Source organism: Micromonospora sp. NPDC047707 (genome assembly GCF_040704235.1).
In the GTDB taxonomy this organism is placed as follows: domain Bacteria; phylum Actinomycetota; class Actinomycetes; order Mycobacteriales; family Micromonosporaceae; genus Micromonospora.
Window position 1 is genome coordinate 17,518 of sequence record NZ_JBEYSU010000006.1, and the last position, 15,547, is coordinate 33,064.

General features: G+C 73.4%; 17 protein-coding genes and 1 riboswitch. Of the genes, 12 read left to right on the forward strand and 5 right to left on the reverse strand.

The features are described from left to right. Positions 1-4 precede the first annotated feature (4 nt). From AB0873_RS08555 to AB0873_RS08595, 9 genes are all read left to right on the forward strand, one after another. Positions 5-973, forward strand: a complete 969-nt coding sequence (locus tag AB0873_RS08555) for a DUF881 domain-containing protein (protein ID WP_366599030.1) — start codon at positions 5-7, stop codon at positions 971-973. A 66-nt stretch (positions 974-1,039) separates the two neighbouring features. Next, positions 1,040-1,420, forward strand: coding sequence for a glycine cleavage system protein GcvH (gene gcvH, locus AB0873_RS08560; protein ID WP_155332178.1), 381 nt, complete (start codon positions 1,040-1,042; stop codon positions 1,418-1,420). Positions 1,421-1,634: 214 nt separating this feature from the next. Continuing rightward, positions 1,635-2,084, forward strand: coding sequence for an FHA domain-containing protein (locus AB0873_RS08565; protein WP_046570336.1), 450 nt, complete (start codon positions 1,635-1,637; stop codon positions 2,082-2,084). 50 nt (positions 2,085-2,134) lie between these two features. Further along, positions 2,135-2,830: a MerR family transcriptional regulator gene (locus AB0873_RS08570; protein ID WP_196255663.1), complete on the forward strand. Its 696-nt coding sequence runs from the start codon at positions 2,135-2,137 to the stop codon at positions 2,828-2,830. Positions 2,831-3,003: 173 nt separating this feature from the next. Continuing rightward, positions 3,004-3,468 (forward strand): bifunctional nuclease family protein, encoded by a 465-nt coding sequence (locus AB0873_RS08575; RefSeq protein ID WP_089014393.1) that lies wholly within the window; start codon positions 3,004-3,006, stop codon positions 3,466-3,468. Positions 3,469-3,640: 172 nt separating this feature from the next. Further along, a complete protein-coding gene (locus AB0873_RS08580; RefSeq protein WP_155332180.1) occupies positions 3,641-4,228 on the forward strand; it encodes a MerR family transcriptional regulator in 588 nt (195 codons plus the stop codon). 470 nt (positions 4,229-4,698) lie between these two features. Next, entirely contained in the window at positions 4,699-5,097 is a 399-nt protein-coding gene (locus AB0873_RS08585) for a group 1 truncated hemoglobin (RefSeq protein WP_366599031.1), read from the forward strand. A gap of 2 nt (positions 5,098-5,099) precedes the next feature. Then, positions 5,100-6,284, forward strand: coding sequence for a globin domain-containing protein (locus AB0873_RS08590; RefSeq protein ID WP_366599032.1), 1,185 nt, complete (start codon positions 5,100-5,102; stop codon positions 6,282-6,284). A gap of 52 nt (positions 6,285-6,336) precedes the next feature. Beyond that, a complete protein-coding gene (locus AB0873_RS08595; protein ID WP_305070143.1) occupies positions 6,337-7,020 on the forward strand; it encodes a DivIVA domain-containing protein in 684 nt (227 codons plus the stop codon). Positions 7,021-7,067: 47 nt separating this feature from the next. Here the strand turns inward: AB0873_RS08595 and AB0873_RS08600 are convergent, their stop codons facing one another. Further along, the gene (locus tag AB0873_RS08600; RefSeq protein WP_366599033.1) at positions 7,068-7,535 is read right to left on the reverse strand and encodes a DUF6194 family protein; all 468 of its coding nucleotides are present in this window, start codon (positions 7,533-7,535) and stop codon (positions 7,068-7,070) included. Positions 7,536-7,696: 161 nt separating this feature from the next. On the opposite strand from AB0873_RS08600, the gene AB0873_RS08605 reads away from it, so the two are divergent. Beyond that, a complete protein-coding gene (locus AB0873_RS08605; protein ID WP_366599034.1) occupies positions 7,697-8,587 on the forward strand; it encodes an NAD-dependent protein deacetylase in 891 nt (296 codons plus the stop codon). Positions 8,588-8,657: 70 nt separating this feature from the next. Continuing rightward, positions 8,658-8,756: riboswitch (glycine riboswitch) on the forward strand. A gap of 73 nt (positions 8,757-8,829) precedes the next feature. Beyond that, positions 8,830-11,646 (forward strand): aminomethyl-transferring glycine dehydrogenase, encoded by a 2,817-nt coding sequence (gene gcvP, locus AB0873_RS08610; protein ID WP_366599035.1) that lies wholly within the window; start codon positions 8,830-8,832, stop codon positions 11,644-11,646. A 125-nt stretch (positions 11,647-11,771) separates the two neighbouring features. On the opposite strand, the gene AB0873_RS08615 is transcribed toward gcvP, so the two are convergent. Beyond that, entirely contained in the window at positions 11,772-11,972 is a 201-nt protein-coding gene (locus AB0873_RS08615) for a DUF5999 family protein (protein ID WP_155332186.1), read from the reverse strand. Between the two features lie 96 nt (positions 11,973-12,068). On the opposite strand from AB0873_RS08615, the gene AB0873_RS08620 reads away from it, so the two are divergent. Continuing rightward, on the forward strand, positions 12,069-13,289 hold the full coding sequence (locus AB0873_RS08620; protein WP_366599036.1) for a chorismate-binding protein: 1,221 nt from the start codon (positions 12,069-12,071) through the stop codon (positions 13,287-13,289). 264 nt (positions 13,290-13,553) lie between these two features. Here the strand turns inward: AB0873_RS08620 and AB0873_RS08625 are convergent, their stop codons facing one another. From AB0873_RS08625 to AB0873_RS08635, 3 genes are read right to left on the reverse strand one after another with little or no spacing between them, the layout of a single operon-like run. Next, positions 13,554-13,709, reverse strand: a complete 156-nt coding sequence (locus AB0873_RS08625) for a hypothetical protein (protein ID WP_366599037.1) — start codon at positions 13,707-13,709, stop codon at positions 13,554-13,556. 9 nt (positions 13,710-13,718) lie between these two features. Then, complete coding sequence (locus AB0873_RS08630) at positions 13,719-14,525, reverse strand: ABC transporter permease (protein ID WP_366599038.1); 807 nt, start codon at positions 14,523-14,525, stop codon at positions 13,719-13,721. After that, entirely contained in the window at positions 14,522-15,487 is a 966-nt protein-coding gene (locus AB0873_RS08635; protein WP_366599039.1) for an ATP-binding cassette domain-containing protein, read from the reverse strand. The genes AB0873_RS08630 and AB0873_RS08635 overlap by 4 nt, the downstream gene beginning before the upstream one ends. Between the last annotated feature and the right edge of the window lie 60 nt (positions 15,488-15,547).

Here is a 15,547-nt window from a genome sequence, read left to right on the forward strand (position 1 = left end):
GGTGATGAGCAGCGACGAGCACACCGAGACGGGTACCGGTTGGCCGCAGCCGGCGGGTCCGCGGCGTCCGTCGGGTCCGGCGGGGGAGCCGGATCCGCGGCCGGAGGCGCCGGATCCGGACGAGTTGAGCCCGTTGGTGCCGGAGGCCGCCCCGGAGCGGGAGGTGGCGCCGGGGGAGGAGCCGGCGGCGTCGGGCGGTGACGAGCTGACGGTGGATCTGTCGGCGGCGGGTGCGGCGGAGCCGGCCGGGGGTGACCGGGCGGCCGGTGCGGGTCGGCGGATGAGTTCGGCGACGCTGATGATCGCGGTGCTGCTGGCGTTGCTGGGGTTCACGCTGGTGGAGCAGTTGCGGACGACGTCGGCGGATCCGACGACGTCGGCGGCGCGCCAGGAGGACCTGGTGCGGATCCTGTACGACCTGAACGCTCGGGAGGTTCGGCTGCGGCAGGACATCGCGACGTTGGAGGAGAGCCAGCGGCAGTTGCGTTCGGGTGAGCAGGGTCGGCAGGCGGCGTTGGCGGAGGCGGGCCGGCGGGCGGACGAGCTGGGGATCCTGGCGGGGACGCTGCCGGCGACGGGGCCGGGTTTGTCGGTGCGGTTCCAGGCCGGTGGCGGGAAGCCGATCTCGGCGTCGCGGGTGCTGGACGCGGTGCAGGAGTTGCGGGGCGCGGGCGCGGAGGCGATGCAGATCTCCGGTGGGGACCGGGCGACGGTGCGGATCATCGCGTCGACGTTCTTCCTGGACGGGGAGAACGGGTCGTTGGTGGTGGACGGGCGGCGGTTGACGGGCCCGTACACGATCACGGTGATCGGGGATCCGGCGACGATGCGTACGGCGTTGAACATTCCGGGCGGGGTGGTGGCGACGGTCGCGGGTGACGGCGGTACGGTGATCGTCGAGGATCGTGAGGTCGCCGAGGTTTCGGCGCTGCACGCGCCGATCAAGCTGGAACACGCCCGTCCGGTCTCCTGACCGGCGCGGCCGGCGCCGGTTTCCCCGCGGGGGGCCGGTGCACCGATGGGATGAAGGACGCGTCTGGTGATTCCTGAGGATCTGCGGTATACCGCCGAGCACGAGTGGGTGGCGGGTGGTGGCGACGGCGCTGTCCGGGTCGGCATCACGCACTTCGCGCAGGACGCGCTGGGTGACATCGTGTACGTCCAGCTGCCCGAGGTGGGGGCGGTGGTGACGGCTGGCGAGTCGTTGGGTGAGATCGAGTCGACGAAGAGCGTGTCGGAGATCTACGCCCCGCTGAGTGGGACGGTGTCGGCGCGCAACGAGGCGCTCGGCGACACTCCCGAGGTGGTCAACACCGATCCGTACGGTGCGGGTTGGCTGGTGGAGATCACCCCGGACGATCCGGCGGCGGTGGACGGGCTGCTGTCGGCGAGCGGGTACCGCGAGCTCACCGAGAGCTGAGTGTGTCCGTTGCCGGTGCGGCGGTTGGTCCGCGCGTCCGGTTGCCCTGCATTTCGGCGCTGGCTAGGCTCGCCCAGTCGACCGAGAATCCGATAGTTGAGCGTTGCGGAATTGCCTTCCCTGGCACGGGGAGCCAGCCGCCGGGTGAGAGACTGCCCGGCGGCCAGACCCGCCATTCCCGTACGCCGACGCAACTGATCCGTGAGGTGGTCCCATGACGCGCCCAGACGACGAGTTCCCCCCACTCGACGTCACTTCGACGCTCAATCTCGGTTCGCTCGACGAGGTCCTGGAGGGGCCGGACACCGATGTGGTGCCGAGCCGCATGTCGGGTTCGTTGCCGCCGGGGATGGCGCTGCTGGTGGTCCGGCGGGGTCCGAACGCGGGTGCCCGGTTCCTGTTGGACCACGATGTGACGACGAGTGGGCGGCATCCGGACAGTGACATCTTCCTTGACGACGTGACGGTGTCGCGGCGGCATGCCGAGTTCCACCGGGATGGTGGGACGTTCACGGTGCGGGACGTGGGGAGCTTGAACGGCACGTACGTGAATCGTGAGCGGGTCGAGGCGGCCACGTTGAGCAACGGTGACGAGGTGCAGATCGGTAAGTTCCGGGTGGTGTTCATCGCCGGTCCGCGGCCGGAGGAGGCCGGCCGGGGGTGAACGAGCCTGCGGCGTCCGCCGCGCCGGGGTCGGCCCGTACGCAGCCGTTGATGAGTATCGGCGAGGTGCTGGCCCAGTTGCGGGTGGATTTTCCGGACACGACGTTGTCGAAGCTGCGGTTCCTCGAGGCTGAGGGTCTGGTGGAGCCGCAGCGGACGGCGGCGGGGTACCGGAAGTACAGCTGGGACGATGTGGCCCGGCTGCGGTTCGTGTTGACCGCGCAGCGGGACCAGTTCCTGCCGTTGCGGGTGATCCGTGACCAGTTGGCGGAGTGGGACGCGACGGGTGAGTCGCCGGGTCGGTCGCGGCCGCAGTTGGTGGCGGTGGGTCCCGGTGGTGAGGTGCCGGGGCGGGAGCCGGAGGTCGAGTCGCCGGGGGTGCGGCTGGGCCGGGCCGAGTTGGTGGCGCGCAGCGGGCTCGACGAGTCGACGTTGGTGGAGTTGGAGCGGCTCGGTGTGGTGGTGTCGGATCCGCCGGGTTGGTACGACGGGGACGCGTTGATCATCGCGCGGGCGGTGGCGGGTCTGGCGGCGTACGGGTTGGAGCCGCGGCACCTTCGGGGGTACCGGTCGGCGGCGGACCGTGAGGTGGGTCTGTTCGCGCAGTTGGTGGCGCCGTTGGCGCGGCAGAGTGATCCGGCGGCGCGGGCGCGGGCGGCGGAGACGGCGCGGGAGTTGGTGGCGTTGTCGCAGCAGTTGCATGCGGCGTTGGTGCGGGTGGGGTTGCGGTCGACGTTGGGCCGGTGAGCGGGGTCCGTGCGGAAAGATCTGTGCGGGGAAGCGTGCCGTAGGCTTGCCGGGGTAACCCCTTTCTGGCGCGGGCGTGGCGCTTGCAGCGCGTGGGACGGCCGTGTCGCGGTCCGTGTACCGTGCAGGAAAGGGCGCGGTGCGGCGTAGGTGACAACGACACGGAGGCGGCGGTGCGCGAGCTGAGCGTGGTCGGGGTTCGGGTGGAGCTGCCGAGCAACCAGCCGATCGTCCTGCTCAGGGAGGTCGAGGGGGACCGCTATCTGCCGATCTGGATCGGCGCGGTCGAGGCGACGGCGATCGCTTACGAGCAGCAGGGGGTCAAGCCGGCGCGCCCGTTGACGCATGATCTTCTGCGGGATGTGTTGGCGGCGTTGAAGGCGCCGTTGCGGGCGGTGGAGATCACGGAGTTGAAGGAGAACGTGTTCTACGCTGACCTGTTGATCGGTGACGGGGTGCGGGTGTCGGCGCGGCCGAGTGATTCCATCGCGTTGGCGTTGCGGGTGGGTGCTCCCATTCGTTGTGCCGAGGAGGTCCTCAGTGAGGCCGGGATCGTGATTCCGGACGAGCAGGAGGACGAGGTGGAGAAGTTCCGCGAGTTCCTGGAGCAGGTGCGTCCGGAGGATTTCGCCGGCTGACCGCGACCACCTGTCGTCACGGTGTGTGACGACGGGTGTGGTGGTGTGGTGGCTGCGGCGTGTCGGGGCTGTTGTTGCGTGGTAACCGTCGGGTGCGGCGTTAGGGTTGCCGTATCGAGGGGTGCGCGTCCCGGAATCGACGTGTCACCGCACGGGCGGGGAGGTTGTCCGGATGCAGGAGCCGCGGGATCCCGATTCGGGTACGGAGCAGGGTGCGCCGCTGTCGGCGACGGACGGTGACGGCGCGGTGGGCTACCGGGGTGTGACGGCGTGCCACGCGGTGGGCATCAGTTACCGGCAGTTGGACTACTGGGCTCGGACGGGTCTGGTGGTGCCGAGTGTGCGGGACGCGTCGGGTTCGGGGACGCAGCGGTTGTACTCGTTCCGGGACCTGGTGGTGCTGAAGGTCGTGAAGCGGTTGCTGGACGCTGGGGTGTCCTTGCAGAACATCCGGAAGGCGATCGAGGCGTTGCGGTCGCGGGGTGTGGAGGATCTGGCGGGCATCACGTTGATCTCGGACGGGACGACGGTGTACGAGTGCCGGTCGCCGGAGGAGGTGGTCGACCTGTTGCAGGGCGGTCAGGGGGTGTTCGGCATCGCGATCGGTGGCGCGTTCAAGGAGATCCTGGGGTCGTTGTCGCATCTGCCGTCCGAGCCGGCCGGCGGGGAGCCGGTGGGTGTGGAGCCGGCGGCGCCGGCGGCGGCGGACGTGGTGGGTGACGAGTTGGCGGCGCGCCGGGCGCGGCGTCGGGCGGGTTGACGGTTTCCGCGGTTGTGGTGGTGGGCCCGGGCGGGTGTGACGCGCCCGGGCGTTTTGGTGTCTGGTGACTACTGCGGGTTGTCGTCGGCGGGTGTGCGGGGCGGCGTGGTGGTGGTGTGGGTGGGGCGGTCGGTGGGTGCTGGTCGGTGGAGAGAACCGCCGGTGACGCCGCGAGTTGCGGTCGACGGGATTGTCATGTCCAGGGTGGAGGACGGCGCGGGGCGGTGACGGTCCGCGTGCGGGTGATCGCCCATTGTCGACTGTCCGTGGGGCGTTATATCACGCTGTGTGGCCGCCTGTTGTCGGGAATCCGATAGGGCGGCCGTGACCGCGCGCGTGCGACACGCTATGGTCCGTCACGGCCCACCTGTGCGCCGGGCGCCGTTCGTGGACGACGCGCCGGAGCGGGCGGGCGTGACCCCTTACGCGCCGACCCCAGCGCGCGCCCCTCACCACGGAAGGAATCGACCGTGACGGTTACCGAAGAGACCGCCCCCACCTCCCACTACGAGCGGATCGGCGGTGCCGGTTCGGTCAAGGCGGCCGTGGATCTGTTCTACGACAAGGTTCTCGCCGACCCGGAGCTGGCCGGCTACTTCACCGATGTGGACATGCCGGCTCAGCGGCGGCACATGGTGCTGATGCTGACGGTGGTGCTGGGCGGGCCGAACGAGTACGCCGGGCGGGGCCTGGCCGAGGCGCACCAGCCGTTGAACATCCCGTCCGCGCACTACGCGCTGGTGGGTGGCCACCTCACCGACACGCTCACCGAGCTGGGTGTGCCGGGCGACATCATCGCCGACGTGCAGGCGGTGCTGGCCCAGGTGAAGGACCAGGTGGTGGTTGGCGGGACCCGGGCGAGCGTCTGAGCGTGGACGTCGCCCGGCTCAAGCAGAGCTGGTCCCTGGTCGCCGCGCACGGCGACCAGGTGCCGCTCTACTTCTATTCCACACTGTTCCTGGCGCATCCGGAGACCCGCCAGATGTTCCCGACGAACATGGCGGGGCAGCGGGACCGGCTGGTGACCGCGCTGGGGCACGTCGTGTCGAACGTGGACCAGGTGGACCGGCTGGTCGGGTTCCTCACCGACCTCGGCGCGGACCACCGCAAGTTCGCCGTCCGCGCCGAGCACTACCCGGCGGTGGGTGAGGCGTTGCTGGCCACGTTGCGGCACTTCCTGGCCGACCAGTGGACCGACGAGCTGGCTCAGGACTGGGCCGGCGCGTACGGGCTGGTGTCGAAGGTGATGATGGACGGCGCGCAGGCCGCGGAGGCGGTGAACCCGCCGTGGTGGGTGGCGGAGATCGTCGCCCACGAGCGGCGGGCGTTCGACGTGGCGGTGCTGACGTTGCGTCCGCAGTACCTGCTGCCGTTCGATCCCGGGCAGTCGATCGGGGTGTCGCACCCGTCGGTGCGGTCGTGGCGGTACTACTCGCCGGCGAACGCCCCCCGCAGCGACGGCACCGTGGAGCTGCACGTGCGGGCCGCGCCGGGTGGCGCGGTGTCGTCCCGTCTGGTGTACGGGTGCACGACCGGCGACCAGATCCACCTGTCGTCGCCGGTCGGTGACCGGTTGACGCTGGCCTCGGCGGGGTCGGCGGACCTGCTGCTGCTGGCCGGCGGCACCGGCTGGGCGCCGGTGAAGGCGTTGGTGGAGCAGGTCGCGGCGGAGGGTTCCCGGCGGCGGGTCGACCTGTACGTGGGGGCGCGGTCGCGGACGGAGTTCTACGACAGCGACGCCATCGACAAGCTGGCGTCGTCGCACCCGTGGCTGTCGGTGACCTACGTGGTCGGCATGGACGTGCGCCGGCCGGAGGCGTTCGCGTACCCGGTGGACCGGGCTCTCGCGGACGGCGACTGGCGGTCCCGGCACGTGTTCGTGTGCGGCTCCGACGACATGGTGTCGCACGCGGTGACGGCCCTGGGCCGCGCCGGCTACCACGCCGGGCAGCTGCACCACGAGGGGTTGGGCGCGCACTGGTACGGCCCGTCGTGGCGGACGGCGGTGCAGCAGGCGGCGGCCCCGGCGGCCGGCGATGGGAGGCAGGTCCCGTGAGCCCGAGGAGTGAGGTCGCGAGCCCCGCAGTGACGAACGAAGGGCGGGTACGGTGAGCACGAGCCAGATCAGTCGGTACGACGGTGTGCACGTCGCCGGTGGTGTGCAGGTGCGGATGACCTCGGACCGGGTGCGGCGGTGGGAGTTCGGCTCCGCCTCGTTCACCCGCCGGGGCTACGACAACGCCGACGTGGACCGGTTCCGGGTGCAGGTGGCCGACGAGTTGGATCTGCTGGCGTCGCAGATCGCGCACCTGCGGGCGGAGAACGAGCGGCTCAACGACCACCTGGAGCTGCACCGGCACGGGGTGCTGCCGAGCGCGGGGGCGGCGGCGGTGCCGGCGGCCAAGGAGGTGAACCTGCTGTCGGCGGCGCAGCGGGAGGCCGAGCAGATCATCGCCCAGGCGCACGACTACGCCCGGCGGGTCGCCGAGTACGCCCGGACGCAGTACGAGAGCTACGTGCGGGCGGCGGCGGAGGAGGCCCGGCAGGAGGCGGAGCGGGCGGTGCAGGAGTACCGCGCGTCGGCGGGTGCGAGCTTCGACGACTCGGTGGCGGCGCGGGAGGCGCTGCGCATCTACGGCGAGATGATGATCTCGCACATGCAGGCGGCGGCGCGGCACCTCGACGACGGCAGCGAGCACCTGGCGCGGACGATGCAGCGGCTGGCGCAGGACGCCCCGGCGGTCGCCGCGGGCGCCGGGCAGGGTGCGTTGCCCCGCCACGGTCAGCGGTGATCCGGCGTGGGGTCCGGCGTGCGGCCGGCCCCACGCCGGGGCCGGCGTCAGGCCGGTGAGCGTCGGGTTCGCCGGTTGGCGTACTTGCGGGCGGCGAAGGCGTACGCCTCGGCCAGCAACGCCCGCACCGCCGGCAGGGTCGCCTCGCCGGGGTCGACCACGCACACCCAGTGCTGGGAGGCGTAGATCGGGTGCGGCATCAGGGTGTCCGTCGCCGCGTGGTCGGCACCGGTGTCCAGGACGCCCCGCTCGTCGCGGCGGGACGGGGCGGCGCCGAACAGCGCCGAGTAGCCGGCGCGGGTGAGCCCGATGTTGAGCCGGTAGGCGCCCGGCCGGCTCAGGTCGGACACGGTGTCGTAGTGGTCGCCGGTGACGATCGTCGCGAACGGAAGCTGCCGCTCGGGGGGAAGGTCGCCGCGCGGGTCGTAGACGAAGAACCGGTCGCCGGTGGCTTCGAGGGCGGTGACACCGTCGCAGGTGTCCAGGATGTGGCGGGTCATCTCGTCGGCGTTCACACCTTCAAGTTTCTCATTGAGCTCCTTTTTGAGGCTTTTGCCGGTGGTTTGCGGGTGGCGGAGGGCTGAACCCTCAACTCGGGCGCGAACCCGGCGGTGTGGACCGGCGCCGGGGTTGCCCGCAGCCGGGCGTCCCGGGCCGCGCGTGGGCGGCGGAGCGGATGGTGAGGCAGCATTGGTGCGTGACGCAGGAGATGGTCGACCCCCTGGCGCGCCTGGTCGGCGGCGGTGGGGTGGTGGTGCTCAGCGGGGCGGGCCTGTCCACCGAGTCGGGCATCCCCGACTACCGGGGGCCCAGCGGCGCGGCCCGCCGGCACACCCCGATGACGTACCAGGCGTTCACCGGCGACCCGGCGGCGCGGCGGCGCTACTGGGCGCGCAGCCACCTGGGATGGCGGACGATCGCCCGGGCCGCCCCGAACGACGGCCACCGGGCGGTGGCCCGCCTGCAGCACGCCGGCCTGGTCGACGGGATCATCACCCAGAACGTCGACGGCCTGCACACCGCGGCGGGCAGCGGCGGGGTGGTGGAGCTGCACGGCCGCCTCGACGAGGTGGTCTGCCTGGACTGCGGCAACGGCACCTCCCGGGAGGAGGTGGACCGGCGGCTGACCGAGGCCAACCCGGGCTTCGACGCGCGGGTGGCGGCGGTCAACCCCGACGGTGACGTGGACCTCGCCGAGGCGGCGGTGACCCGGTTCCGGACCGTCGACTGCACGGTGTGCCGCACCGGCATGCTGAAACCCGACGTGGTGTTCTTCGGCGAGACGGTGCCCGCGCCGCGGGTGGCCCGCTGCTTCGCGCTGGTGGAGTCCGCGCGGCTGCTGCTGGTGCTGGGATCGTCGTTGACGGTGATGTCGGGGCGGCGGTTCGTGCTGCGGGCGGCGAAGCTGGGCATCCCGGTCGCGATCGTCAACCAGGGCCCGACCCGCGGCGACGCGTACGCGGCGCTGACGGTGGACGCGCCGCTGGGCCGGCTGCTGCCGGCGCTCGCCGACCGCACCGCCGCGCCCGCGCCCGCGCCGGCGGGTGTGACGCCCGTCGCGTCCTAGCCGGGGGCGCGGCGGCCCGGGGGACGCGGGCGCGGGATTCCTGCCCGCTGGTAGCGTTGACCATGCCGGTAGCACCCACGTGGGAGAGACCGCCCGCAACCACCCGGGGCGGCGCCGAAGGGGCAAATCCTCCCCGGAACCTCTCAGGCAAAAGGACCGCGTGGGCAGGCACTGTGGAGCGCCCGTGGGCGCGACAGAGGGGGAGGGCGACCTGTCGACCTCGCCCCCCGGGAGCGCAGCCCATGACCGCAGAGCAGTTCGCCGCCCGCCACATCGGCCCCGACCCGGACGACGAGCGCCGGATGCTGGAGGCCGTCGGCTACGGCTCCGTCGACGAGCTGATGGACGCGGCGATCCCCGAGGTGATCCGCTGGCACGGCACCCTCGACCTGCCGGCGCCGGCCAGCGAACACGACGCGCTCGCCGAGCTGCGCGCCCTGGCCGCCCGCAACACCGTCGCCGTGTCCATGATCGGGCTCGGCTACCACGGCACCCACACCCCGGCGGTGATCCGCCGCAACGTGCTGGAGAACCCGGCCTGGTACACGGCGTACACGCCGTACCAGCCGGAGATCAGCCAGGGCCGCCTCGAGGCGCTGCTGAACTTCCAGACGATGGTCACCGACCTGACCGGGCTGGCCACCGCGAACGCCTCCATGCTCGACGAGGGCACCGCCGCGGCCGAGGCGATGACCCTCGCCCGCCGCGCCTCGAAGAGCACCAGCCCGGTGTACGTGGTCGACGCGGACGCCCTGCCGCAGACCGTCGCGGTGATCACCGGCCGGGCGGAGCCGCTCGGCATCGACGTGCGCGTGGTCGACCTGGGAATCGAGGAGCTGCCGGCGGAGTTCTTCGGCCTGCACCTGCAGTACCCGGGCGCGTCCGGGGCGGTCCGGGACCATTCCCGCCTGGTCGACGCCGCCCACGCCGCCGGCGCGCTGGTGACCGTGGCCGCGGACCTGCTCGCGCTGACCCTGCTGCGCCCGCCGGGCGAGATCGGCGCCGACATCGCCGCCGGCACCACCCAGCGGTTCGGCGTACCGATGGGGTTCGGTGGGCCGCACGCCGGTTACCTGACGGTACGCGCGGGCCTCGAGCGGGTGCTGCCCGGCCGGCTGGTCGGCGTGTCCCGGGACGTCGACGGCAACCCGGCCTACCGGCTGGCGTTGCAGACCCGCGAGCAGCACATCCGGCGGGAGAAGGCGACCAGCAACATCTGCACCGCGCAGGTACTGCTCGCGGTGATGGCCGGCATGTACGCCGTGTACCACGGCCCGGACGGGCTGCGGGCGATCGCGGCGCGTACCCACGAGATGGCGGCGCGGCTCGCGGCCGGGCTGCGCGCCGGCGGCGTCGGCGTCGCGGACGTCGCGTTCTTCGACACCGTCACCGCGACCGTGCCCGGCCGGGCCGCCGACGTCGTCGCGGCCGCCGCGCGGCGCGGCGTGAACCTGCGGCTGGTCGACGCCGACCGGGTCGGGATCTCCTGCGACGAGACCACCACGACCGGCCATCTGGAGCAGGTGTGGGCGGCGTTCGGGGTGCCGGCGTTCACCGGCGACCTGGACGCGGCGCTGCCGGCGGGCCTGTCCCGCACGAGTGACTTCCTCACCCACCCGGTGTTCCGCACCCACCACTCGGAGACGGCGATGCTGCGCTACCTGCGGCGCCTGGCCGACTTCGACTACGCCCTGGACCGGGGCATGATCCCGCTGGGGTCGTGCACGATGAAGCTCAACGCCACCACCGAGATGGAGCCGGTGAGCTGGGCGGAGTTCGCGCACATCCACCCGTTCGCGCCGCCGTCGCAGACCGCCGGCTACCGGGAGATGATCGCCCAGCTGGAGGGCTGGCTGGCCGAGGTGACCGGCTACGACGCGGTCAGCGTGCAGCCCAACGCCGGCTCGCAGGGTGAGCTGGCCGGGCTGCTGGCGATCCGCGCGTACCACCGCTCCCGCGGCGAGGGGCACCGGGAGGTGTGCCTGATCCCGTCGTCGGCGCACGGCACCAACGCCGCGTCGGCGGTGATGGCGGGCATGCGGGTGGTCGTGGTCGGCTGCGACGCCGACGGGAACGTCGACCTGGTCGACCTCGACGCGAAGATCGACAAGCATCGGGACTCGCTCGCCGCGATCATGGTGACGTACCCGTCGACGCACGGCGTGTACGAGACGGGGATCGCGTCGCTGTGCGCGAAGGTCCACGACGCCGGCGGCCAGGTGTACGTGGACGGGGCGAACCTCAACGCCCTGGTCGGGTTCGCCAAGCCCGGCACGTTCGGCGCGGACGTGTCACACCTGAACCTGCACAAGACGTTCTGCATCCCGCACGGCGGCGGCGGCCCCGGGGTGGGTCCGGTGGCGGTGCGGGCGCACCTGGCGCCGTTCCTGCCCGGCGACCCGCTCACCGCCGCCGAGGGCCGGCCGGCGATCTCCGCGGCCCGGTACGGGTCGGCGGGCATCCTGCCGATCCCGTGGGCGTACCTGCGGATGATGGGCGCGTCCGGGCTGACCCGGGCCACCGGGGTGGCGGTGCTCGCGGCGAACTACGTGGCGGCGCGGCTGCGCGGGCACTTCCCGGTGCTGTACGCGGGCAACAAGGGCCTCGTCGCCCATGAGTGCATCCTGGACCTGCGGCCGCTGACGAAGGCGACCGGGGTGAGCGTCGACGACGTGGCGAAGCGGCTGATCGACTACGGGTTCCACGCGCCGACGATGTCGTTCCCGGTGGCGGGGACGCTGATGGTGGAGCCGACCGAGAGCGAGGACCTGGCCGAGCTGGACCGGTTCTGCGACGCGATGATCGCGATCCGGGCGGAGATCGACAAGGTGGGGTCGGGGGAGTGGCCGGCCGGGGACAACCCCCTGGCGAACGCGCCGCACACGGCGGCGATGGTGTCGGCCGACGAGTGGCCGCACCCGTACCCGCGGACGGTGGGCGCCTACCCGGCCGCCGAGCGGGCGGGGAAGTACTGGCCGCCGGTGCGCCGCATCGACGGCGCGTACGGCGACCGGAACCTGGTCTGCTCGTGCCCGGCGCCGGAGGCGTTCGAGAGCTGACGAGGGTGCCGCCGGGGCGGTCGTGGGCCGCCCCGGCCGCTCACGTCGACTCCGCCGCCACTGGTCCCGGACCGGGGGACTAGCCTGAAGCCGGCGTGAACAGCAACGTTACGCTGAGTGGTCGGTCAGGCGACGAGGGCGTGGCGGGCGGGGCCGCGGTGCGGGGCGATGGTGCGGCCGTCGGGAAGCAGCTCGCCGGTGTCCTCGAAGACGATGACCCCGTTGCAGAGCAGGCTCCAGCCCTGCTCAGGGAAACAGGCGATGGCCTTGGCGGCGTCCCGGTCGGTCGCTTCAGCGGAGGGGCAGGTGGGTTGGTGCTGGCACATCGGGTTCTCCGGACTGTGGGGGCACTGTGTCATGGTTCACATGACCAGTGACGCACAGTACCAAGCGAAAGTGGCCGGCATCGAGCAGGTACGCGCGTGCGAGACACGAAATCCGCTGAACGGACGAGGCAGATTGGGCCAGACGGCGTGGAAACGCTCCCACGGGTAGTGGTCGATGTGCCGGGGGCGCCGGCCGGCTGCCGCCGTACCCTCGTCGAGTCGGCCCGCTGGGAATGGCGGCCCGCCGACGGCGGCGACCCGGCCGCGACCGCGCAGGCCTTCCTCGCCGCCCACGGCCTCCACCTGGACGACCTCGCCCGCCCGGCCCCCGCCCACCGCCCCGGCGGGGTGTGCGGGGCCGCCCTGTACGTCTCCGCCGCCGCCGGCGCGGCCATCGCCGGCGGCGCCGTGGGCGCCCCGAACCCGGCCCCGGCGCTGCCCGAGGTCGCGGTCGTCGTCTACCGGCACGCCGCGGCCGCCGCCCCCGCGCGCCGGCCGGCTGCCGGCTGGTGGCTCGGAACGTGGGCGGAGAGCTGGACGCCGCGGCAGCACGCCGACGCCGTGCGCGCCGTCCGCGACGCCATCGGCCGCGGCGACGTCTACCAGGTCAACCTCGTCGGGCACGCCGCCGCCCCCTACACCGGCGACCCGCTGCCGGCCCTCGCCCGCCTGGGCGCGCTGCCCGGCGCCCGCTACGGCGGCACCCTGACCGGCGCCGGTTGGGCGATCGGCTGCGCCTCCCCGGAGACCCTGGTGGAGGTCACCGGCGGGCGGGTGCTCACCCGACCCATCAAGGGCACCCGCCGGGCCACCGCCGCCGGCCGCGCCGAGCTGCTGGCCAGCGCGAAGGAACGCGCCGAACACGTCATGATCGTCGACCTGGAACGCAACGACCTGGCCCGCGTCGCCCGCACCGGCAGCGTTCGGGTGGACGAGCTGTTCGCCGTACGCCGCTGGTGCGACCTGTGGCAGGCCGAGTCCACCGTGTCGGCGGCCGTCGCCGACGGCCTGGGCCTGGCCGATCTGCTCCGGGCCGTCTGCCCCGGCGGGTCGGTCACCGGCGCGCCGAAGCTCGCCGCCCTGGAGCACCTCGCGGCCCTGGAACCGGTCGGTCGGGGCGCCAGCATGGGCGCGCTGGGTTGGGTCGCCGCGGGCCGGGTCGACCTGGGCCTGACCATCCGCACCGCCGCCGCCGACGCCGAGCGGCTGCACGTGTGGGCCGGCGGCGGCATCACCTGGGGCAGCGACCCGGACGCCGAGGTCGCCGAGGCCGCCGCCAAGACCGGACCGGTCCGCGCCACCCTCGCCGGCCGGTGACGCCCTTGCCGGCCGGCGGCGCCCTTGCCGGCCGGCGGCGCCCTTGCCGGCCGGCGGCGCCCTTGCCGGCCGGTGGCGCCGTCGCCGGTTCCACGCCGTCTCACCGGCGCAGGTCCGTCGGCGCCGTTCCCGGACGGACCCGTGGCCCGGCCCGCTGTGGAACTGATGTCGTGAACGGTTCGGGCCGCCTCGGCCGTGATGTCGTCGACGGCTCAGCTCCACAGCGGCCGTGACGGCACCCGGCGTCGCGGCGGGGAGCGCCGTTCAGCGCGGCCGGGCCAACTCGTCCAGGGCGAACTCGTCCAGGGCGGCGCGGACCCGGTCGGCCATGCCCGGGCCGGTGCCGTGGCCGGCAGCCTCCAGCAGTTCCAGGCGCGCGTACGCGTCGGCGAAGTCGCCGTCGCGGTCGGCGGGCGGCACGCCGTCGCGTCACCGGCCCGACCGGTGGTAGCGGCGCACGGACAGCGGCAGGAACACCGCGATCAGCAGCAGCGGCCAGGCGACGGCGAGGGCGACGGCGTGCTGCGCGGCGAACGTGTCGCCGCCCCAGCCCGGGTTGCCGAACAGCTCCCGGCAGGCCGCGACGGTGGCCGACAGCGGGTTCCACCCGGCGAGCGCCGCGAGCCAGCCCGGCATCGAGTCGGGTGCGACGAACGCGTTGGAGGTGAACCCGACCGGCCACACCAGGATCTGCAACGCGACCACCGACTCGGGGCGGCGCAGCACCAACGCCAGGTGGATGCCGACCCAGATCAGCGCGAAGCGCAGCAGCAGGAGCAGTCCCACCGCGGCCAGCGCCCGCGCCGGCCCGGCCCGCCACTGCCAGCCGACGGCCAGCCCGCAGGCGAGCATCACGGCCAGGCCGGTCGCCGAGTGGAGCAGGTCGGCGGCGGCCCGGCCGGTGACCACCGCCGACGGCGCCATCGGCAGCGTCCGGAACCGGTCGGTGACGCCCCGGGCGGCGTCGGTGGCCACCGCCGTGTAGGTGGCCTCGATGCCGAAGACCATCGTCATGGCGAACATGCCGGGCAGCAGGAACTCCCGGTAGTCACCGCCGCCGGGCACGGTCATCGCGCCGCCGAACAGGTAGCCGAACATCAGCACCAGCAGCACCGGGAAGAGCAGCCCGACCAGCACCGGCACCGGTTGGCGGACCGCGTGTGCGAGCGCGCGGCCGGTGAGCACCAGGCTGTCGGAGACGGCGAAGCGCAGCCGCTGTGCGGGCAGGGTCGTCACACGGTCACCGTCCGGTCGGTGTCGGGGGCGTCCCGGGCGGTGAGCCGCAGGTACACCTCGTCGAGGGTGGGGCGGCGCACCGCGACGTCCGCCGCGGCGAGCCCCGCGTCGTCGAGCGCCCGCAGCACGGCGGCGAGAGCCGTGACCCGCCGCGTGACGGGCACGCTGAGCCGCAGCGCCGCCGGGTCGACGTCGGGTGCCGCGCCGACGGCGACGGCGACGAGGCGTACCGCCCGGTCCAGATCGTCGGGGCGGGACAGCACCACGTCGACGCGGTCACCGCCGAGCGCGGTCTTCAACTCGTCCGGGGTGCCGGCGGCGATCACCCGGCCCCGGTCGACGACCCGCAGGGTGTCGGCCAACTGGTCGGCCTCCTCCAGGTACTGCGTGGTCAGCAGCACGGTGGTGCCGGCCGCGGCGAGCCCGCGCACGGCGTCCCACACCTGCGCCCGCGCCCGCGGGTCCAGGCCGGTGGTGGGCTCGTCGAGGACGAGCACCGGCGGGTCGAGGATCAGCCCGGCGGCCAGGTCGAGCCGGCGGCGCATGCCGCCGGAGTACGTGCCGACCGGCCGGTCGGCGGCGTCGGCGAGGTCGAACCGGTCGAGCAGTTCCGCCGCCCGTGCCCGCGCCCGGGAGATCGGCAGGTGGTGCAGGCGCGCGAAGAGCACCAGGTTCTGCCGGCCGCTGAGCACCTCGTCGACGGCGGCGTGCTGACCGACCAGGCCGATGCGCGCGCGGACCCGGTCGGGGTGGCGCAGCACGTCGGCGCCGGCGACGGTGGCGCGGCCCGCGTCCGGGCGCAGCAGGGTGGTGAGGATCCGCACCGTCGTGGTCTTGCCCGCCCCGTTCGGGCCGAGCAGCCCGCACACTCCGCCGGCGGGGACGGTCAGGTCCAGCCCGTCCAGCGCCCGCGTGTCGCCGTACCGCTTGCGCAGCCCCTGCGCGTCGATCGCCGTTGGCATCCGCACCCCCGATCCTCGGTTTCCGTACGCCGTACGGTACATCATACGGTACGGCGGACG